Here is a 19,809-nt window from a genome sequence, read left to right on the forward strand (position 1 = left end):
CCTACCATCGGCTGCCCATCTCCGCGATATTTCGAGATTTCCGGTGAGTGTTGCCACCTACGCCGCGGCTCAGCTGCTTCGCGCGATCCCCCGGGTTCGCCTCAGTCGGGCTGTTGGTCGCCTGTGTGAGGCGCCGTTGCCTGCGACGGTGTCGCGTGCCGTGACGGGGATCTACTCCCGTGTGTACGACGTCGATCTCGGCGAGGTCGCACCACGAACGCTGCCCTACGACAGCTTCGACGAGTTCTTCACGCGACCGCTCAAGGACGGCGCGCGGGACATCAGCGAGGACGCGGTCGTGAGCCCCGCGGACGGGCTCTTGGCCTCCACCGGTGGCGTGGACGCGAGCGGGCGCATCTTCGTGAAGGGACGACCCTACGACACCAGCGAGCTCGTCGGGGATCCCCGCGACGCTGCAGGCTTCGCCGGCGGCAGCTACGCGGTCGTGTACCTGTCGCCGCGGGACTACCATCGGGTGCACTCACCAGTGAGTGGCAAAATGGATTTCGTTCGCGGTATTCCTGGGGACCTGTATCCGGTCAATGCCATCGGCGAACGTCACATCCCCAGGCTGTTCGTGCGCAACAACCGCGTGGCGATGTTCCTCCAAACGCCGGGCCTTGGCCGCGTGGCGGTGGTCATGGTCGGCGCCGTGATCGTCGGACGCATCAGCGTCCGCGCCATTCCCGAGCCGGCCGTGCCGGAAGGGGACCACACCATCGACCCGCCCCTCGAGCTCCAACGCGGTGACGAGATCGGCGTATTTCACCTTGGATCCACTGCCGTGCTCCTGGTCGAGCCCGGCATTCAGCTGGCCCGCAGCGTTGGCCCCGTGCGCTATGGCGAGTCGTTGTTGAAGGCGGCATGAGCGACGAGCAGAAACTCGACGACGAGGCGCCGCCGGAGATCCCCGACATCTCCTCGAGCCCTCCGCCCCCGCCCAGCGAAGGTGTGGGTGACGAGCTCGAGGACGACATCGAGATGGACGAGCACGACGACGAAGACGTCGCCGTGGAAGACGAAGAAGTATCCGTCGCCGGCGACGACGAAGAAGAGATAGAGCCGGAGCCGATCTCTTCCGCGCCGCCTCCGAAGCGACGTCGCGAGCGCGCTCAAACCGCGCCGCACACGCCCGTCGCCCGGGCCAGCGTGCAACCGCCGGCGGGCGATGATCCGATGCTCGGTGTGCCCGAGCCGGGCTCCCTGAAGCCGCCACCTCCGCCGAAGCTCACGCCGCCGCCGGCGAACATCTCCGTCACCACCCGCGACGACGACGCGCGCCCGGCGTCCGTACCGCCGCGCCCGGCGTCCGGTCCGCCGCGTCCCGCGTCGGTTCCTCCGCGTCCGGCGTCCACGCCGCCGCGCCCGGCGTCCGGTCCGCCGCGTCCCGCGTCGGTTCCTCCGCGTCCGGCGTCCACGCCGCCGCGTCCGGTCAGCGCGCCGCCGCGTCCTGCGTCCGTGCCGCCGCCGAAACCAGTGTCCAAGCCGCCCAAGGTCGCGGCGGCGGACAAAGAAGAGTCGCCCTGGCCGCCGATGGCGGAGGGTGAGGTCCCGACGCCGTCGCCCCCCAGTGTTCGCGCGATCCCGGCGGAAACCGACGCTTCTGCCGCCACCTCCTACCCGCCGCCCCCAGTGGCGCCCAAGTCGGAGCCCGCGCCCGAGCCGGAGCCCGAGCCCGAAATCGAGCGCGCCCCCGAGTCGCTGCGTCCGGCGCGCATCATCTCCGTGGGTTCGAGTGACGAGCCCGTTCCGGAGCCGGAGCCGAAGGCGGCCTCCGAGCTCGCCGGCGCGGAGGAGCTGTCCGACGACGACATCGCCCCCGACTCTGTCGAAGAAGAAGAAGAAGAGCTTCGCGATGAGGACATCGCTCCGAGCTCCGAGCCTCCCGATGCGCTCGACATCGACGTCACGGTGGAGCCCGCGACGGACGACGACGCCAAGCCCGCCAAACCCCCGCCGCCGCCACGCCGTGGGGCGGAGGCCGAGCTCAAGCCGGAAGCCCTACCGCCCCGGGAGAAGACCCGGCGCGCGTGGTGGGAAGAGCTCTTCGGCGAGGACTTCGCCCGTGCCTTCAGTCACGAGAGCCCAAAGCAGATCACTCGAGATGCAGACTTCATCGAGGAGTCCCTCGGCGTCGCCAAGGGCGGGGTGGTCTTGGATCTCGCGTGCGGCGCGGGGCACCACGCGGTCGAGCTCGCCCGTCGAGGCTACGGCGTCGTGGGCTACGATCTGTCGCTGTACCAGCTGGCCCTCGCCGCTGACGTCGCGCAGGAATCCAGTCAGAAGCTGAATCTGCTGCAGGGCGACATGCGGGAGATGGCCTTCGAGGAGATGTTCGACGGCATCTTCTGCTGGGACACGAGCTTCGGCTACTTCGAGGAAGAGAAGAATTTCGCGGTGGCCCAGCGGGTCTTCCGCGCCCTGCGTCCCGGAGGAATGTTCCTGTTGGACGTGGCGAATCGAGATTTCGTCGTGGCGAACCAGCCCGCGCAGACCTGGTTCGAGGGCGATGCGTGCGTGTGCATGGATGACATGAACGTCGACTTCATCACCAGCCGGCTGCGCGTGAAGCGCTCGCTGATTCTGGACGACGGTCGCTCCATCGAGTGCAACTACTCCATTCGGCTCTACGGGCTGCACGAGCTCGGCAAGCTCCTGCACGACGTGGGCTTCCGCGTGACGGAAGCCAGTGGGCATCCGTCCACGCCGGGGGTGTTCTTCGGCGCCAGCTCGCCGAGAATCATCATCCTCGCTCAGCGCCCGTGAAACCCGCCGGGCGCTTCTCCCTGGCGGTGGAGCGCCCCACCAGCGTGCTTCTGGGCGCTAACGTACTGGTCTACCTCGCCATGCTGGCGGTGGGGGGGCGCGCGGAGTGGTCGGCATTCTCCACGCGGACGCTGATGCGCTTTGGCGCGGACTACGCGCCCCTGGTCTTGGAAGGACAGGCGCAGCGTCTCGTCACCTCCATGTTCTTGCACCTGAACCCGCTGCATCTACTGATGAACATGGCAGCGCTGGTCACCATCGGTCCGGCGCTGGAGGAGCGCTACGGGCGCCTGCGCTTCGTGATCCTGTATTTCGCCTCTGGTGTGGTGGGGTCGCTGGCCTCGGTGGCGTGGCACCATTTGAACGCGCCGGCGGTGAGCGCGGGCGCCTCCGGGGCGCTGTGCGGGATCATCGCTGCCGGAGCCGTGGCGGCGCATTTCGCTGGGGCCGAGGGTCGTTCTACCCGCAACTCCCTGGTCGGTTGGCTTTTGGCCACCCTCGCTTTCGGCGTTCTGATCCACGCCGACAACGCGGCTCATCTCGGTGGCATGGCGGCGGGGGCGCTGGGCGGCATGCTGTGGGCCAAGCGCCCGGCGGGTAGCACGAGATCCACGCTTCCGAGCTATTTGTCCGTGGCCGTGATGGTGGCCGCGTTCGGCGTGACCATCGCCAAGCGCCACGACAGCGAGACGGCGGGGCAGCTCGTGAATCGCGGCGTGGAGCTGTCCCGCGGCGACGACGAAGAGGGCGCGGCGCGCCTGTATCGCCGCGCCGTCGAGCTCGAGCCCAAGGACCCCATTGCTCACTATGATCTGGGCCTCGCTCTCGAGAATCTCCAAGACTACGACGGCGCCATCGCCGAGCTCGGGCGGGCGTTCGAGCTCGAGCCCAGCGACGATCGCAAGCGCGCTCTCGCCCTGTGCCACTACAACAAGGGCGTGATGCTCGCCGGCAAGAAGGACACCGCGGGAGCGATCGACGAGTATCGCCGTGCCTTGGAGCTCTTGCCGGACGACGCCTTGATTCGAAGCACCCTCGGCCTCTCGCTGTTGGCGGGCGGGGACGGCGTCGCCGGCGCCACCGAGCTCGGTCGCGCCCACGAGCTCGAGCCCAAGAACACGGACATCGCCAAGGCCTACGCCCAAGCGTTGGTCCTTCGCGGCAATCTGCTGCTGCATGACGACAAGCCCAAGGAAGCCATCGCGCAGTACAAGAAGGCGATCGCCGTCGACGAGCGCTCCTTCGGGGCCCACCTGAACCTGGGCCGAGCGCTGCTGAAGACGAAGGACTTCGACGCGGCGGTGAAGTCGCTGGAGCGCGCCCATGAGCTCGCGCCCTCGGACGTGACCAAGGACGCGTTGGCGGCAGGTCTCGAGGCGCGGTCGGCGGTGCGGGACCAGGCGGGCGACACGCTGAACGCGCTGGACGACGTCGGGCGCGCGACGACCCTTCGGCTCGCGCCGAAGTGACGCTACTCGCAGAAAACGCCGCCGCTCTTCTCGGTGCAGGAGCAGTCGCTGCCGAGAACCTTCGTCACACAGCCACAGGAAGCATCCGCGGCGCACTCCGGAAGCCAGCTGCAGGCGGCGCCCCCGGTCGCCTTTTCGTCACAGTAGAAGCCCTTGGGGCAGAGCCCCTCGCCGCACTGGAAACAGGTCCCGTCGTCGCAGCTGGGCAACGTGGGGCCGGCCGGCTCTGCGTTTTCGCTCCCGCCACCTTCGCCGCTGCCACCTTCGCCGCCCGCCAGGGAGCCACCGTTCTTGGCGTCCGCGCCGCCGGCCGCACCGCCTCCGCAGGCAGCGACGAAGAGCCCCAGGGCGATGACGATGCGCGTTCGATTCACCAACGGTAGGTATACGTCCCGCGGCCCGCGCGCTACAAGCGCTGTGTGGATCTCACCCGAGAGCTCGCGCACGTCGTGCCGGGTGCGCGCGTGAGCGCAGCGCCGTCGGACCGCATCGCCTACGCACGAGATCTGTGGCCGCGGCGCTTGATCGAGGTGCGCGCCGGTCGCCCCGCGGAGCACCCGCCCCGCGCCGTGGTCTGGCCCCGCTCCACGGACGAGGTGGCGCGGGTGGTTCGCTACTGTCACGAGCGCGGCATTCCCATCGTGCCCTTCGGGGCCGGCAGCGGCGTGTGCGGCGCCGTGGAGCCGGACGCCAGCGTCGTGATCGATCTCAAGGACATGGCCGGCTTCCACATCGACGCCGAGGCACCGCTCATCGACGTGGAGCCCGGCGCCATGGGCATCACGTTGGAAGAGGACATCCAGGCCCGCGGTTTCACCATCGGACATTTTCCGTCGAGCATCCTTTGCTCCACCGTGGGCGGCTGGCTCGCCGCTCGCGGCGCCGGCCAGTGCTCGGGGTTGTACGGCAAGATCGAGGACATGGTGGTGAGCGCCGAGTGCGTGCTGGGCGACGGCGAGGTCGTCGAGCTCCAGCGGCGCTTCGGGGGACCCAACATGGTCCCTCTGGTGATTGGCAGCGAGGGCACCCTCGGCGTGATCACCAGGACGAAGCTCCGCTTGCACCGGGCACCGGCGGCTCGCGCCTACGGCGCCTTCTCGTTCCCGACCATCGAAGCCGGCTGGGACGCGTTGCGGGTCCTGTTCCAGGCAGGCCTCCGCCCGGCCGTCGCCCGGCTCTACGACCCCATCGACTCGGCGCTCATGCGCCAGGGTACGGTGAAGGCGCCGGTCGTCGCTCGCCCACAAGCGCTGCCGAAGAAGCGCAGCACCCGCCTGGTTTCCGTGCTCAGGAACGCGCTGCGCGCGCCGCGTGCGTTGAACGCCGTGATCGAGGCCGCGGAGGGCAATCTCCTCGGCGGCTGTACGCTGGTGCTCGTGTTCGAGGGCGAGAGCGAGGCGGCCCACTCGGATCTCGAGCGCGCCACGCTCCTATGCCGCGAGCTGGACGGCGCGCTCTTGGGTGAAGGACCGGCCCGCCGTTGGTTCCAACACCGCTACGGCGTCAGCTATCGACAATCTCCGGTGTTTCGCCTGGGTGCCTTCAGCGACACCATGGAGGTGGCCGCCCCCTGGTCGCGCCTCGCGGATCTGTATGACGGCGTGCGCCACGCCCTCGGCGAGCACGTGTTGGTGATGGCGCACCTCTCCCACGCCTATCCCGATGGCTGCAGCATCTACTTCACCTTCTCCGGCGTGGGGAAGGACGACGACGATGCCCTCGCCATCTACGAACGCGCCTGGCGTGACGCCCTCGGCGCCGCCATCGCGGCCGGCGGTACCCTGAGCCACCACCACGGCGTCGGTCGCAGCAAAGCGCCGCGCCTCGGGGAGGAGCTCGGCTTCGGCGTCGAGCTGATCCGCCGCGTGATGCGCGCCTGGGATCCCGCCGGCATCTGCAATCCGGGTGCCCTCACGCCCCGCGAGGACGGGCCCGCTCCCCAAGCCACGCCACCACCCACGCTGCCCCAGATCGACGAGCACTCGCTGCTGGCGCGCTTCTCCGGCGACACTCCGCTGGGCGTTGCACACGAGCTCCTGGCGCGCTCCGGCCTCGAGCTGGGCCTGTCCGAGCCCCCGGATCCGTCCCTCACGATCGCGCGTTTCATCGCCGAAGGCCTGCCGGGCGCGCCGGATCCGTGGAGCGACCCCGTGGCACAGCCCATCGCGGGCTTCGACGCCACGCTCTCCACCGGCGAGCAGCTCAGCGTGCGTCCGTCCCCGCGCCGCGCGGTAGGACCAGATCTGTCGTCCTTGTTCGTGGGTGCTCGCGAAGCCGTGGGAAGCATCGATGGTGCCACGCTCACGGTTCGCCGCCGCGGCGCGCCCGCCGCACGCCAGCTGCCCTTCCACCGAGACCGCCACCCGAAGCTGGAAGGTCCGGAGCAAAATGCGTGGGAGCGGCTGGTCCGAGCCGCGCACAAGAAGTAGATCCTGCTTTGGCCGCCATCCGTAGTGCAGGTTGCCGAATCAAGAGCAGAGGACATGAGTCGGGGACCAAGAACGCTTCTTTTGGCAGCGAGCCTGGCGCAGCTGGTCGCTTGCAGCCGCCCCACGCCGACTGAAGGCGCCGGTACTGCGACCCGTCCCCAACCTCCCCCACGAGCATCGAGCACCATGCAGGCAAAGCCACCGCCCGAGACCCAGGCCACGAGCCAAGAGCCGCCTGCCACCGTGACGCATTCCGGCGACCTTGCCAGCTGGAAGCAAGACGCCGAGAAGCGAGCGCACGGTCGGCTCCCCGAGTCCCCCAACAAGCTCCGCTGGTCGCTTCGACCGACCCCGCCGTTCCCCGAGCACTGGCCGGTGACCGGCACGCCCACGGCGGTCGCGTACTACGCCGGGGCCTACGTCTTGGGCCTGCCCAACCTTCGCGACGGCGAGTACAGCGCCGGTTTGGCCTATCGCATCGAAATCAGGACCGACGGCAGCGCAGCGACCACCATTTTGGCCGATCCCACGCGTGAGGTGGGCGTCCAAGGCGTGCGACCGCTGACGGGCGACGAGGTTCTCATCGTGAAGAAGCGTGCCGAGGTCGAGCAGGCCTTGCTCGCCGCCGCCCGCACCGGAGTCATGCCCAACCCGGACGCGGCGAACGAGCTGCGCGCGTACTACAAGCTGTGGTTTTCCACCAACGGCATCGGGAGCGACATCCGCAAGTACCACACGGAGTTCGCCAAGTGGTTGGGGCTGCCCTGACCGAGTCTTGATGTTGTTGTCGGGGCGGCGCGATCCCCGTCGCGCCCACCCTGAGACACCGTGTCACGAAGCGGCACGCCGCGGCGTGACAAGTCGTCAGCACGACCATCGCGCTCGCAACGTTGTCAAAGCGTGCGGCGGACGGAATCGCACGTCGCGCGCCCGCGTCTTCTACGTCGAACGCACGCCACTTCGGCGTTCGTCGAGGAGGACGAAATTTGACGCACATCAACACAATTGCTCCCATTGCGGCCGCGCTCGCGGCCACCACACTGCTCACCGTTTCCGCTGCCGCCCAGGAGTCGCCTCCCGCGGGCATCCCGCCTTGGTCGCTGGGCGTCGGCGCCCAAAGCTCTGCGGTCATCGGCAACAATCCCACGCTCGCCGGCGTTGGCCCCGCCGGCGTGATTTCCCTCGAACGCCGCCTGAGCGCCCCGCTGGCACCAACATCCCCATTCCCCGCATGGCGACGACATCTGCCACGCGTACGAAGCTGGATTTCGAGCGCGCCCATTTCCGAGCGTGGGTCTTCCGTGGTGCCACCGTCGTCTACTTGCAGGTGCCGCTGTCACCGCCCTGGCCGGAAGGCTTGCAGGTGACGAGCTGGGCGGGGAATCCGCCGACCGCGCATGGGACGGCTGACGGGCAGCCCAGGGACTGCCATTCGTCCTTGAGCTCCGCGAGGTCACTGATGGCGTCCTTGTTGGCGCCGTTCACGTTGTCGAAGTAGCCGCACGCGTAGACGGTCCGATCGACCGGGAACTCGCACTGGGATTCCGTGGCGGCAAGGGAGCACTTCTTCGCCTGGGCCAGCGCGCTCTGGTGTTGCTGCTCGAGCGCATCGCACTGAGCGCTTGCCCCCGAGCTACCCGCAGCTCCGCTGTTTCCGCCTTCGCCGCTGTCTCCTGCCGTGGCGCCGCCCACGCCCGTGCGTCCACTGAGCGCCCCGGTTGCGCCGCTCCCCGCACCGCCATCGACGGCGCCTTGGCTGTTCGAGTCCGTAGAGCCTCCGCAGGCCGAAAGGAGAACGACTGCGAGCACGATGGTGTTTTTCATGAACAACGACACAGCAAGTCGTGTGCCGCCCCACGTGGCGCGAAGCGCCGCTAATCGCTGCGCGCCGAGGCGCAGCAGGTAACACCTGCCCAAGATCTGGGAACGGCGAGGTTACAGAAGGCCGCGTTCAGAACGGTCTGCTGCCTCGCCCGGCCGAGCCTGCGGCATCAGGGGAAGGCAGGGCAGCCGGTGGTGACGTGGGTGGCGCCCGCGACGCGATCCACGCCGCCCTCCATTTCCTGGACGAAGCTGCCGTCCGCGAGTCGATTGCACTCGAAGCTGTGGGTCTTCGGCGAGCTGCCGTAGAAGAACAACAGCTTTCCGTTGAATCCCGGCTGAATCATGTTTTCGAAGGCCTGCGCGTAGACGTTGGTGCGCACCGTGCACTGGGCGTTGCCGCCGCAGCGCAGGGTGCGAAGGCCCCAGATCGCGAAGAAGTTGTCTTCCACCGTGATCGCGTTTTCGGCGAAGTTGGTAGCGAACAGGACGTCGTTCTTGCCGCCGCTGGCATCGGGGTCGATGTAGTTGCCGCGGAGGGCGATGGCGCCGGTAGTGGTGGCCGCCTCGCCGATCTGAAAGCCATCCGCGTGGGAGCTGGGAGTGAGATTCAGCGAGTGCATGTAGTTGTACTCGACCAGCAGGCCGTCCACGTCACCGTTGACGTAGAAGAAGTCCTCGCAGCCCGTGATCTCGTTCTTGGAGATGGTGACGCTCTGCTGGTTGTCGATCAGGAAGACCTTGGAGTTGCTGCCACAGCTGATGGTGCTGTGAGAGAGCGTGAAGTTCTTGTGACCGGTGGCCTTCACTGGATACAAGCCGTTGCAGTCGATGGTCACGTTGTCGAGCGTCACGTCGTCGCTCGCGATTTCCAAACAACCGTCGATGGTCACGTCCTTCAAGGTGGTGGGCGCGGTGATCGTCAGAGGGCCCGCGTAGGGTGTCGTCGGAGCAGGCACCCCGGCCCCAGCGCCAATGGTGACGCCGACGTCGGCAGGCACCACGTGCCCGTAGGGGCCCGACGTCGAGCCGCCGCTGCCTCCGGCGCCGCCGCCCGCGGCACCACCGGTTCCGCTGCCCGCCGTTCCGCCGGCGCCGCCGGCCGCGGCGCCACCGCTCCCCGCGTTCCCACCGACGCCAGTTCCGGCACTGCCGCCGCTCGCGCTACCAGCACTGCCGCCCAGCCCCGCGCTTCCGCCGGCGCCCGAAGCGGCCGGATCGTCGCTACCACAGCCACTCAGCACCAACCCCATCGCCACCAGCACGCCCACGCTTCGCATGTATCGGAGGGTAGACGCCGGCTCGGGGCGCCGCCCTTACAATCCCTGCGTCGATTCACTCCGCGCTGGGACGGAGCTCGGGTCCGAGGCGGCTCAGGGCGGCTTCCACTTGGTCCTTGTCGGCGCGGGTCGCCTTGCCGGCACCGGCGCGGGAGAGCGCGAGGCGCAGCGTGGCCGCCTCCAGGGCGGACAGCGCCGTGGTGCGCTCGAAGGAGAGCTCGGGCACGCGCAGACGCAAGAGCACCTGGCCGTCTTCCAGCACTTGCTCGCCGATTATTTCGCCCTTGGGGCGGCCTTCGCCCAGGAGCTGACGGATGAGGCCGCGTACGCGCGCCGCACGCCGCCGCACGCGGCGAACGCTGGCATCCTGATACAAAGCGAAGAAGCGATTGCGCGAGAACGTCCGCGGCGCCAGCACCAGAGCCACCAAGAGCCCCTCCAAGTCCACCTTCGGACGCCGCGGGGTCACGCCGGCTCGTCCTCGGGCGGACCGCCCGGATCTTGTTCTTCCAGCAGCGCGGCCTGTTGGAAGCTGACCACGGCGTCGATCAGCTCGTTCAGCTCGCCCTCCATCACGCGATCCAGCTTGTACAGCGTGATCCCCACGCGGTGATCCGTGATGCGATTCTGAGGGAAGTTGTAGGTACGGATCTTCTCCGAGCGATCACCGGCGCGCACCATGCCGCGGCGTTCGTCTCGAATCGCTTCGTCCTGCTTCTTCTGCTCCAGATCCAAGAGACGGCTGCGCAGCACCTTGAGCGCCTTCGCCTTGTTCTTGATCTGGCTGCGCTCGTCCTGGCACTTCACGATCATGCCGGTGGGCAGGTGGGTGACTTGCACCGCGCTGTTGGTGGTGTTCACGCCCTGGCCGCCGGGGCCGCCGCTGGCAGCGATGTCGAAGCGCAGATCCTTGTCGTCCAGCACCACGTCCACGTCTTCGGCCTCGGGCAGCACCGCCACGGTGGCCGTGGAGGTGTGGATGCGACCCTGCGCTTCCGTTGCGGGTACCCGCTGCACGCGGTGCACGCCGCCCTCGTACTTCAAGCTGGAGTACACCCGGGTGCCCGTGACCAGCGCGATGATCTCCTTCAGCCCGCCGGCGGCCGCTTCGCTCTGGCTCATCACCTCCATGCGCCAGCCCTTGCCCTCGGCGTAGCGGGTGTACATGCGAAACAGATCCGCGGCGAACAGCGCGGCTTCCTCGCCACCGGTACCCGCGCGGATCTCGAGCAGCGTGTTCTTTTCGTCGTTCGGATCTTGCGGCAAGAGCAGGATCTGGATCGACCGCTCGAGCTGGGTCTTCTCTGCTTCCAGCCCCGGCAGCTCCTCTTCCGCCAGCGGCCCCAGCTCGGGATCCGAGAGCGCCTCGCGGTCGTCGGCGATCTGCTTTTCGAGCTTGCTCCACTGATCGAACGCCGCCACCACCGGCTCGAGCTGCGTGCGCTCGCGGTTCAGCGTGCGCAGCTTGCCCGGGTCGGCCAGCACCGACGGATCGCACAAGAGCTGTTCCAGCTCCTCGCGTCGCCGAACGATGGAGCGAAGCTTGTCGACGGGGATCACGTCACGCTGCCGATGGAGTCTCCGAGGCCAGTGACTCGAAGCTCTCGAAAGTGGCGTCGCCGTCGGCGTTGGCTCGCGCGCCCAGCTCCCGGCGCAGCGTTGCTCGAAGGGCCGCCAGGGCCACCTCCAGCTGCGCGTCGTCCGGCTCGATGGTGGTGATCTTCTGCACCAGGAATCCCGGCCACAGGAGCAGCTTCAGCGGTCCCTTGCCGTAGCGCGCGAGCAGGCGCTGCATCTCGAAGGTGATGGCCGCGATCACGGGCAAGAACGGCAGCTTCATCAGGAAGAAGAGCACGTTGTCGCCCAGCTTGCCGAGGCCCAGCTCCGGCAAGAACGGTCCCAGCGCGCTGAACACCAGGATGGACACCAACGCCACCATCACCAAGAAGGTGGTGCCGCAGCGCGGGTGGAGCGTGGTCTTCGTGCGTGCGTTGTCCACCGTGAGATCTTCGCCCGCCTCGTAGGTGTAAATCGATTTGTGCTCCGCGCCGTGATACTGAAACACGCGATAGATCTCGGGCATGCGCCGGATCACGAGCATGTAGCCGATGAGAATGCTGAGCTTGGCCGCGCCCGTCAGTACCTGGAAGCCGACGCTGCGCACGTCCAAACCCAGGTGGAACACCTTGCTCGTGCCCGCGGCAAACGCCTGGGGCAGCGCCACGAACAGCCCGATGGCGAAGGCGATGGACAGGAACGTGAACAGCTTCTTGCCGCCCTCGCCGCTGCTCTGCCCCGGGTCGTCCGGCTCCGTCGTGAGCAGCGCGATGATGGGCAGCGATAGCATCGCCAGCGTGCCCGGCTTCTTCGCCGCCTTCTCTTCTTCTTCCAGGTCCGCTTCGTAGATGTCGGCGCTGAAGCGCAGCGCCTTGCTGCCGAGCTTCAACGCTTCTACCAGCGTGATCACGCCGCGCACCATGGGCCATCCCCGCATGCCGGTGCGGGTATCCAGCATGGCTTCTTCGCGCACCACCAGGGCGCCATTCTTGCGGCGCACCACTGCGGCAAAGGATTGCGGCGAGCGCATCATGACGCCCTCGATCAGAGCCTGCCCACCGATGTACGGACGGGCGACTCCATCAGGGCCTAGGACGGGAGGCTGATTCGACACTCCGGGCAATATAGCGTCGATCCGGCCCCTGCGTAGCCCGTCCCTCACCCAAAGCTCCTCCCCCCGCTGGATCCTGAGGATGTCGCTCCGGCGCGGAACCTCGCGGCCACCCGGAAGCCTCGAATCAGGGGCAATACGCCGACTTCGGCGCGAGCGTCAGTCGTGCCCCGGATCGTAGCTGAGCGTCGCGTCGAAGCTCCCGGAGAGCTCACTGCCGTCCGCAAGCTCGCCTGCAATCAGGAGGCGCATGGGGCTGCCTTTCACTCGACCCCGAACAGCGAAACCAACACGGCAGCTCCGCTGCCATGGACTGTTCGGAGTGGGACGCCGTCGCCGCGAGTGACTCGGCGACGCGCGTCCCTCCACGGTGTCTACGAAGCGGTGCCGTACTTCTTGCGGAACCGGTCGATGCGGCCCTGGGTGTCCATCAGGCGCTGCTTGCCGGTGTAGAACGGGTGACACGCACCGCACACGTCCACGGTCATTTCCTTGGCGGTGGAACGGGTCTTGAACGTGTTCCCGCAGGCGCAGGTCACCTCGATCACTTCGTACTTGGGATGAATGCCGTCCTTCATGGCGGTGCTCCGGCGCTGGCGGCCACGGGGGCCGCTCGAATTGGGGGGCGCAACCTAGCTCCGAACAGGGCCCTGTTCAAGCCCCCCAAGTGCCGGTCGGGCCCCGAGGTTCCGCGGCGGACCGACATAAGTCATCGAAATCACGGCGATGAAGCGCGGCTGGCAGCTGTTTTCGGCCCGCAAAGAGCGCGCGCCGAGGCCGATGCAGGCTGCCGGCAGCGGAAATGGGCCCTTCGAGATTGATGACCCTCAAGTCCTGTGCCGGCCTTCCGTTCCCCTCACTGTGCCGCTGAGTCTCGAGGTTTCCGCCGCGTCGGACGGGATTGCCGTTGGGAAATTGGGTCCCGTGTGCATCGTCCTGTGGCGAGCGGCCGTGACGCACCCCCGCTTCCACGAGCAGCGTGTGGGCCTGCTCGACGTCGCCGAGGGGAGCGGCGGCAACGCGGGGTTCTTGTGTATCATCGAGCCCACGGCAGACCCGCCCAACGCGGAGCTTCGGCAAGCTTCCGCCGATCTCATCAACGGTCTCGACATGAAGCTCAAGTGTGTGGCGTGCGTCGTGGAAGGAAGCGGCATCAAGGCCGCCATTGGACGCAGCGTGCTGACGGGCATGTCGATGTTGAGCGGCCGGGGCAAGACCCCCTTCGAGGTCATGTCCGACGTGGACGAGGCGGAGGACTGGATGCGCGAGCACTTGTCGGTACCAGCGGGGAGCGTCGTTCGGGCTGCCGAAACCCTTCGGCACGCGCTGGACGCCACGGAGGGTTCGAGGAGTGGGAGCGGTGTCGGACGCGTCGATTCTTGGGGTCTGCGCCTTCGACGCTCGACATAGCGCTTCCGGTCTCGCCGGACTTGCCCTCCACCATGCCCGGCACTAGCGCGCGCCGTCGGGCGCGTCGTGATCGCTCCCAGCATCCACGGCGGCGGCGTGGGAGCGAGCCTCGGACCAACATAGCTCGGCAAGATCACTCGGGTTTGTCAGCGATTGGGCAGGGTGGGTGAGTGGGGGTATGGTGGTCCCGTCACGCGGTCAGCGCCCACGTTGGGCGTTCAAGTGCACGGAATCGTTGGCGTATGCGGCAAGGTCCGTAACTTGACGTTACGTCATTCCTGGCTCATAGCTGGGGAGAGGCCCATGGATCCCACGCGTCGTGATGCTCTCAAGCGCTTGGCAATGACCGGCGCCGTGCTCGGCGGAGCCGCCGCGACGGTGAAGCTCAGCTACGACCGCGGTGGCTTCGGCCTGGCGGACGCCGAGGGCGAGCGCCAGGTGCGCGACTTCGAGGTGAAGCACGACCAAGGGCCGATCATGGCCATCGCCAAGAGCTCCACCGATCCGGCGGAGCTGGTGCGGCGAGCGGTGAATGCCCTGGGCGGGATGAAGCGCTTCATCTCGCGCGGGGACATCGTGGCCATCAAGCCGAACATCGGCTGGGACCGCATGCCGGTGCACGCCGCGAACACCAATCCGTTGGTGGTCGCCGAGGTGGTGCGGCTGGCCTTCGACGCGGGCGCCAAGAAGGTGATCGTGACGGACGCCTCCTGCAACGAGCCCAACCGCTGCTTCCAGCGCTCGGGGATCTGGCGCGCGACCTACGCTCTGGGGGCCACGGTGATCTTGCCGGCGGCTCATCGCTTCCGCGACGTCCGCATGCGCGGCGACGTGCTCGACCAGTGGCCGGTGTACACGCCGCTGGTGAACGCCGACAAGGTCATCAACGTTCCCATCGCCAAGCACCACAACTTGAGCAAGTTCACCGCTTCGATGAAGAACTGGTACGGCCTGCTCGGCGGCCGCCGAAACCGCCTGCACCAGAACATCGACGTGTCCATCGCGGACCTCGCTACCTTCATGCGCCCGACCCTCACGGTGATGGATGCCACGCGCGTCTTGCTCCGCAATGGGCCGCAGGGCGGCAACATCGACGATGCCAAGGACATGCACCAGGTCGTCGCCAGCCTCGATCAGGTGGCGGCGGACGCGTACGGCTGCACGCTGATCGGGGAGAAGCCCGAGAACGTGAAGTACCTCGCCCTCGGTCACGAGCGTGGCATCGGCAACATGCACGTCGACCAGGTTGCCAAAGTGGAGGTCTGAGTGTCCGGGCACACCGAGCCGGTCGTCAGCGATCTGCCCGAGCCCATCCCGTGGCTGAGCGGGGCGGGAGCGGTGCCGCCGCTGGATCGCGCGCCCGAGCCGGAGAAGACCTGCGGCTCCGGTGCCTGCAGTTGCTCCACTCCGTCGCCCGAGCCGCCACCCCCCGTGGTGCGTGCAGAAGCCAAGGGTGTTGGGGCTTGGGGACGCATCAAGAAGAAGATCCGCCCCAAGAAGAAGAAGCGTCCGGGCTCCGGCATTCCGGCGCGCAAGGGTATCCGCATCCTGCTCTGGGTGCGGCGGGCATCGCAGATCGGCTTCTTCGGTCTGTTCATGTTCTTCCTGTTCCAGACCGCGTTCCGCGGCACCTTCAGCGCCGCTGCGGATCAGCCGGTGCGTTTGCCGCTCCCTGTGGAGGGCTTCCTGCTCGCCGATCCGTTCGTGGCGGCGATGACCCTGCTCAGCACTCACACCATCTACCGGGGCCTCGCCTGGTCCCTGGTGGTGCTGGCCCTCACGCTGGTGTTCGGGCGCGTGTTCTGCGGGTGGATCTGTCCCTTCGGGACGATGCACCATTTCTTTGGTTGGATCTTTCCGAGCCGCTACCTCAAGGGCAACAAGCGGGTCGACTCCAACAAGACACACTGGTGGCAGGCCGGTAAGTACTACCTGCTCTATGGTTTTCTCGGCGCGGCCGCGGTGGGGAGCGCCATCGGCGGGTTGATGGACCCCATCTGCGTCGCGGTGCGCACCGTGGGCCTGGGCGTCGTGCCCGCCCTGCAGTACCTGGGCGTTCGCAGCGCCACCGTCGCCGCGGAAACGAACCTGCGCTCGGTGCAGACCGTGAGCGACGGCGCGCAGGATTTCTTCGCGCAATCCGTGTGGACCGCGAACCAGGCGTACTTCAACCAGACGTGGTTCATCGTCTTCTTCCTGGCGGCGATCTTGTTCATGAACCGCTTCATCCCGCGGTTCTGGTGCCGAGCGCTGTGTCCGCTGGGCGCGTTCCTCGGCGTGTTCGCGCGCTTCAGTCTGTTCGGCATGGAGAAGGATCACGCCAAGTGCACGGACTGCAACCTGTGCCTGGTGCACTGCCAGGGCGCGGACAGCCCCCAGGGCGGCGTGAAGCATCGGCAGGACGAGTGCCACATGTGCCTCAACTGCGAGTCCGCCTGTCCGGAGGACGTGATCAAGTTCCGCTTCTTGCCGAACCGGCGGAGCGAGATCAAAAAGCCGGACCTGGCACGCCGTACGGTGATGGCGTCCGGCGCGGCCGGCGCCGTCGCCATCCCGGCGATGCGCATCGCGAACTGGCCGGACAAGGACTACAGCCCCAAGGTCATTCGACCGCCGGGGTCGGTGGAAGAGCGCGACTTCTTGGAGCGTTGCATCCGTTGCGCCGAGTGCATGAAGGTGTGCCCCAACAACGCCTTGCACCCCGCGTTCTTCGAAGCGGGGCTCGAAGGCCTGTGGACGCCGATCCTGATCCCGCGCATCGGCTACTGCGAGTTCTCCTGCGTGCTCTGCGGTCAGGTGTGCCCCACCGGCGCCATCCAGAAGATCGACGAGAAAGAGAAGATGGGCATCGGCCAGAAGCCCATCTCCATTGGCACTGCCATGTACGACCACGGCCGCTGCCTGCCGTGGGCCATGGCCACGCCCTGCATCGTGTGTGAAGAGTTCTGCCCCACGTCCCCCAAGGCCATCTGGGCCGAAGACGTGGACGTGCCCAAGCGCGACAGCAAGTACGAGGAAAAGGGCGAGAAGGCGAAGATGCTCACGGTGCACGTGCAGCGCCCGCACGTGGATCCCAGCTTGTGCATCGGCTGCGGCGCCTGCGAGAAGGTGTGCCCCATCGTGGACAAGCCCGCGGTGTACGTCACCAACGCCGGCGAGACCCGTTCCAAGACGAACGTGATCCTGCTCGAGAACACGAGCTACTCGCAGAAGAGCTGAGCGGCCCCGTCCGCCGGCGTCAGTGCGTCGCCCAGAAGTCGAAGAACACCGAGGGGTCGAAGGACGCGTCGAGGATGTGTCCCTGGCCCGCGAATTCCACGAAACGCGAGTCGATACCCAGGACCAGCAGGCGCTCGTCGGTGGCGCGGGCGTCGGCGCCGGAAGAACCCGAAGGCGAGCGAGCAAGAGCTCCAGCGCCTGTTCGAGCTGTGGTTGACGGAGAATGACTGAGCAGAGCTCGAGCACCTTGCCGTAGCACGAATCGTCGATCCGCCGCGGCGCGCTGCGCGGTATGCTGGCGGACCATGAAGTCCGCGAGCCGCGTCCTCTTCGCCGCGTTCGTCCTGATCGGCTGCAAATCCACGCCGGAGCACTCGGCGGCGGCGGAAAGCGCTACCGCCAAGGTCGTAGCGCCTCCCGCAGCGTCGCTGCCTTCGGAGGCACCGCCGCCCTCCGCCGCGGCGGCCTCTGCCGCGCCCTCTTCTTCTGCACCGCCGCCGGCAGCCTCAGCGGCGAAGGAAGCGTCGCCGTGTCCAGAAGGCGCTCGCAAGAACGACGCCGCCCGCTACTGCATCACCCTGCCGCCGAATCCCCTCGCCGTCAGCTACGAGGGCGACAGCCCCGCTCAGGGCATCCGCGAGGAGCTCGAGATCGCCGGCGACCGCGTCGTGATCACGATTGATCCCGCCAAGTCCGGCAAGTCTGCCGCGGCGCTGAAGAAGGAGGCCGTCGCCGAGCTGGGGGCGTCCCTGGTGGAGAGCGGCGATCTCCCGAACGGCTACTGGACGGACGCCAAGAACGAGAGCGGCGACGGGCACATCATCCAGGGTGTCGTCGTCTCCAAGTACGAAATCACGTGCACCTACTGGGTGAACAAGGACGAGAAGATCAAGGACGCTCGCGCCGTGTGCGGGTCGCTCCGGACGTTCTGAGCTGATTCCGCGGCGGACCAACAAGATCTGTCACAACCACTCGCCGAAGCGTTCGCCCATCATCAGCACCGTGAGGTGGATGTTGGCGGTGGGGATCGTCGGCATGATGCTGGCATCCGCCACCACCAGGTTCTCGACGCCGTGGACGCGGCCGCGGGCGTCGGTCGCGGGCCCCATGGGCACGGTGCCAGAGGGGTGGTAGCCGGAGTCGCAGGACTTCTTGATCCAGGCGTGGGCCTTGTCGTCGCTGCCGAGCACTTTCGCGCTGGGCCAGAAGGGCGCGGCGAGCTTGTGGAGCACGGGGGTGTGGGCGAGCTCCTGGGCCAGGCGCATGGCCTGCACGGCGCGGGTGCGATCCTGATCGTCTTCCAAGAGGCGCGACTCGATGACGGGCTTTTCTCGCGGGTCCGCCGAGCGCCAGTGCAGGCGGCCGATGCCGCGGGACTTGTTCACCGCGCACATCAAGCTCACCAGCGGGAAGTCCACCCGCGGTAGGTTCACCTTGGAGCCGGGCTGCAGCATCATGTCGTTGTCGAGACCGCTGCCCTCGGAGCCGTAGCGCAGCACGGTTTGGATCAGCGGCGCCGTGCGCGCGATGCCGGAGCGGAAGCGCGGCCGCAGGAAGATCGCCGTGCCCGGGTGATCGAGCAGCTGCTGTCCGACCGGGACGTCGGCCACGAGCTCCACTGCCAGGCGTTCGAGGTCGGCTTTTGGGCCCACGCCGGAGCGCAACAACAGATGCGGCGTGTTGATGGCACCGGCACAGAGCACGACTTGCGAGGCCTCGAGGCGAGTGCCATCCACGAGCTCCACGCCCCAAGCGCGGCGGCCCTGGAAGAGCACGCGGCGCACCAGTGCGTTCGCGCGGATTTCCAGATTCTGTCGCGCACGGGTGGCGGCGTCGAGGTAGGCCGCGGCGGCGCTGATGCGCCGTCCGTCGATCTTGTTCATCGCGTGGGGCCCCACGCCGTGGCTACCGGGCGCGTTCGAGTCCGGGCAGTCCGGAAAGCCGAGCGCGCGACACGCCTCCACGAACGCGGCCTGCCAGGTCACGAGCTCTTCCGGCGGGTGCCGGCGGATCGGCAAGGGGCCGCTCGTGCCGTGGTGCGGTCCGTCGAAATCCAGATCTGTTTCCAGGCGCTTGAAGGCGGGCAGACACTTTTCCCAGGTCCACTCGGGGAAGCCCCACTCGTCGTAGTCCTCCGGCTGACCGCGCAGGGCAATGCAGGTGTTCACCGCGCTGGAGCCGCCCACCACACGGCCCCGCGGGAACGGAAACACCACCTGCGGCAGCGTGGGGCGATGCTTGTAGCCCCAGTCGTGGTGCACCATGGAGTTGCGCCCGCCGTCGGCGAGATCGGCGGGCAGCGTTTCGGGATCCGGGTAGTCGGGGCCCGCCTCCAGGAGCAGGACGTCACGATCGCGTTCGGCCAGGCGTCGGGCAATCACCGAGCCCGAAGAGCCCGCGCCGACGACGATCGTCCTGGCCATCGGCCGAGAGCATCGTCGCTCCCGCGCCGAAGTGCCAGCGCCCGATCACGGCGTGGGCAGCATGCCTTCGTTCTCGGCGCGCTTGATGGCGCGCTCGTCCTTCTTTTGCTGCGCGGGCGAGCCCTGCTTGGTCTTCTCGGCGGCGTCCGTGAGCTCCTTGCCCTGCGGACCTTCCACGGCCTCTTTCGCGCGTTTCGCAGCATCCGCGACCTCGCCCTTGTCGATCTTCTCGCGCACGCCGGCGTCATAACGCCGCGTTCCGCGATAGCTGCCTTCTCCTTCGAGCTGGTTCTTCTTGTCGGTCATGACGACTCCTTTCTTCGA

General features: G+C 67.7%; 18 protein-coding genes. 9 read left to right on the plus strand and 9 right to left on the minus strand.

Annotated features, from left to right (window positions below; translation table 11 throughout):
- The first annotated feature begins 43 nt into the window (after nt 1-43).
- Genes psd through H6717_32175 form a run of 3 tightly spaced genes read left to right on the plus strand, consistent with a single transcriptional unit; the run spans nt 44 to nt 4,235 of the window.
- On the plus strand, nt 44-868 hold the full coding sequence (psd, locus tag H6717_32165) for a phosphatidylserine decarboxylase (GenBank protein MCB9581731.1): 825 nt from the start codon (nt 44-46) through the stop codon (nt 866-868).
- Nucleotides 865-2,766 carry a methyltransferase domain-containing protein gene (locus H6717_32170; GenBank protein MCB9581732.1) on the plus strand — a complete coding sequence of 634 codons (1,902 nt, stop codon included), beginning with the start codon at nt 865-867 and terminating at the stop codon, nt 2,764-2,766. Before psd ends, H6717_32170 begins: the two co-directional genes overlap by 4 nt.
- Complete coding sequence (locus H6717_32175) at nt 2,763-4,235, plus strand: rhomboid family intramembrane serine protease (GenBank protein ID MCB9581733.1); 1,473 nt, start codon at nt 2,763-2,765, stop codon at nt 4,233-4,235. The genes H6717_32170 and H6717_32175 overlap by 4 nt, the downstream gene beginning before the upstream one ends.
- A gap of 2 nt (nt 4,236-4,237) precedes the next feature.
- On the opposite strand, the gene H6717_32180 is transcribed toward H6717_32175, so the two are convergent.
- Complete coding sequence (locus H6717_32180; protein ID MCB9581734.1) at nt 4,238-4,609, minus strand: hypothetical protein; 372 nt, start codon at nt 4,607-4,609, stop codon at nt 4,238-4,240.
- 45 nt (nt 4,610-4,654) lie between these two features.
- Between H6717_32180 and H6717_32185 the strand changes: the two genes are divergently transcribed.
- Together H6717_32185 and H6717_32190 are read left to right on the plus strand one after the other, a co-directional pair.
- A complete protein-coding gene (locus H6717_32185; GenBank protein ID MCB9581735.1) occupies nt 4,655-6,664 on the plus strand; it encodes an FAD-binding oxidoreductase in 2,010 nt (669 codons plus the stop codon).
- Between the two features lie 186 nt (nt 6,665-6,850).
- The gene (locus tag H6717_32190; GenBank protein MCB9581736.1) at nt 6,851-7,432 is read left to right on the plus strand and encodes a hypothetical protein; all 582 of its coding nucleotides are present in this window, start codon (nt 6,851-6,853) and stop codon (nt 7,430-7,432) included.
- A 549-nt stretch (nt 7,433-7,981) separates the two neighbouring features.
- Here the strand turns inward: H6717_32190 and H6717_32195 are convergent.
- The 6 genes from H6717_32195 to rpmE all read right to left on the minus strand — a co-directional run bounded on the left by H6717_32195 (nt 7,982) and on the right by rpmE (nt 13,011).
- Complete coding sequence (locus H6717_32195; protein ID MCB9581737.1) at nt 7,982-8,488, minus strand: hypothetical protein; 507 nt, start codon at nt 8,486-8,488, stop codon at nt 7,982-7,984.
- A 167-nt stretch (nt 8,489-8,655) separates the two neighbouring features.
- Entirely contained in the window at nt 8,656-9,765 is a 1,110-nt protein-coding gene (locus tag H6717_32200) for a right-handed parallel beta-helix repeat-containing protein (protein ID MCB9581738.1), read from the minus strand.
- A 55-nt stretch (nt 9,766-9,820) separates the two neighbouring features.
- Nucleotides 9,821-10,234 carry a hypothetical protein gene (locus H6717_32205; protein ID MCB9581739.1) on the minus strand — a complete coding sequence of 138 codons (414 nt, stop codon included), beginning with the start codon at nt 10,232-10,234 and terminating at the stop codon, nt 9,821-9,823.
- On the minus strand, nt 10,231-11,325 hold the full coding sequence (gene prfA, locus H6717_32210) for a peptide chain release factor 1 (protein ID MCB9581740.1): 1,095 nt from the start codon (nt 11,323-11,325) through the stop codon (nt 10,231-10,233). The genes H6717_32205 and prfA overlap by 4 nt, the downstream gene beginning before the upstream one ends.
- A 1-nt stretch (nt 11,326) precedes the next feature.
- Nucleotides 11,327-12,355 carry a DUF1385 domain-containing protein gene (locus H6717_32215; GenBank protein ID MCB9581741.1) on the minus strand — a complete coding sequence of 343 codons (1,029 nt, stop codon included), beginning with the start codon at nt 12,353-12,355 and terminating at the stop codon, nt 11,327-11,329.
- 452 nt (nt 12,356-12,807) lie between these two features.
- On the minus strand, nt 12,808-13,011 hold the full coding sequence (rpmE, locus tag H6717_32220) for a 50S ribosomal protein L31 (protein ID MCB9581742.1): 204 nt from the start codon (nt 13,009-13,011) through the stop codon (nt 12,808-12,810).
- A gap of 373 nt (nt 13,012-13,384) precedes the next feature.
- Here rpmE and H6717_32225 point away from each other — a divergent pair, with 373 nt between their 5' ends.
- From H6717_32225 to H6717_32240, 4 genes are all read left to right on the plus strand, one after another.
- A complete protein-coding gene (locus H6717_32225; GenBank protein MCB9581743.1) occupies nt 13,385-13,843 on the plus strand; it encodes a hypothetical protein in 459 nt (152 codons plus the stop codon).
- 303 nt (nt 13,844-14,146) lie between these two features.
- Nucleotides 14,147-15,109 carry a DUF362 domain-containing protein gene (locus H6717_32230; protein ID MCB9581744.1) on the plus strand — a complete coding sequence of 321 codons (963 nt, stop codon included), beginning with the start codon at nt 14,147-14,149 and terminating at the stop codon, nt 15,107-15,109.
- A gap of 45 nt (nt 15,110-15,154) precedes the next feature.
- On the plus strand, nt 15,155-17,062 hold the full coding sequence (locus H6717_32235; GenBank protein MCB9581745.1) for a 4Fe-4S binding protein: 1,908 nt from the start codon (nt 15,155-15,157) through the stop codon (nt 17,060-17,062).
- Between the two features lie 305 nt (nt 17,063-17,367).
- Nucleotides 17,368-17,994 (plus strand): hypothetical protein, encoded by a 627-nt coding sequence (locus H6717_32240; protein ID MCB9581746.1) that lies wholly within the window; start codon nt 17,368-17,370, stop codon nt 17,992-17,994.
- Between the two features lie 30 nt (nt 17,995-18,024).
- Here the strand turns inward: H6717_32240 and H6717_32245 are convergent, their stop codons facing one another.
- Both H6717_32245 and H6717_32250 read right to left on the minus strand, forming a co-directional pair.
- Nucleotides 18,025-19,485, minus strand: coding sequence for an FAD-dependent oxidoreductase (locus tag H6717_32245; protein ID MCB9581747.1), 1,461 nt, complete (start codon nt 19,483-19,485; stop codon nt 18,025-18,027).
- Between the two features lie 45 nt (nt 19,486-19,530).
- Nucleotides 19,531-19,791, minus strand: coding sequence for a hypothetical protein (locus H6717_32250; GenBank protein MCB9581748.1), 261 nt, complete (start codon nt 19,789-19,791; stop codon nt 19,531-19,533).
- Between the last annotated feature and the right edge of the window lie 18 nt (nt 19,792-19,809).

Source organism: Polyangiaceae bacterium, from assembly GCA_020633235.1.
Classification (GTDB): domain Bacteria; phylum Myxococcota_A; class Polyangia; order Polyangiales; family Polyangiaceae; genus JACKEA01.

Excerpts from the sequence above, each read along its gene's own strand:
- H6717_32190 (MCB9581736.1), top strand. The coding sequence starts at position 6,851 with ATGCAGGCAAAGCCACCGCCCGAGACCCAGGCCACGAGCCAAGAGCCG.
- H6717_32195 (MCB9581737.1), bottom strand. The coding sequence starts at position 8,488 with ATGAAAAACACCATCGTGCTCGCAGTCGTTCTCCTTTCGGCCTGCGGA.
- H6717_32240 (MCB9581746.1), top strand. The coding sequence starts at position 17,368 with ATGAAGTCCGCGAGCCGCGTCCTCTTCGCCGCGTTCGTCCTGATCGGC.
- H6717_32200 (MCB9581738.1), bottom strand. The coding sequence starts at position 9,765 with ATGCGAAGCGTGGGCGTGCTGGTGGCGATGGGGTTGGTGCTGAGTGGC.
- H6717_32170 (MCB9581732.1), top strand. The coding sequence starts at position 865 with ATGAGCGACGAGCAGAAACTCGACGACGAGGCGCCGCCGGAGATCCCC.
- H6717_32250 (MCB9581748.1), bottom strand. The coding sequence starts at position 19,791 with ATGACCGACAAGAAGAACCAGCTCGAAGGAGAAGGCAGCTATCGCGGA.
- H6717_32215 (MCB9581741.1), bottom strand. The coding sequence starts at position 12,355 with ATGATGCGCTCGCCGCAATCCTTTGCCGCAGTGGTGCGCCGCAAGAAT.
- H6717_32230 (MCB9581744.1), top strand. The coding sequence starts at position 14,147 with ATGGATCCCACGCGTCGTGATGCTCTCAAGCGCTTGGCAATGACCGGC.
- rpmE (MCB9581742.1), bottom strand. The coding sequence starts at position 13,011 with ATGAAGGACGGCATTCATCCCAAGTACGAAGTGATCGAGGTGACCTGC.
- H6717_32245 (MCB9581747.1), bottom strand. The coding sequence starts at position 19,485 with ATGGCCAGGACGATCGTCGTCGGCGCGGGCTCTTCGGGCTCGGTGATT.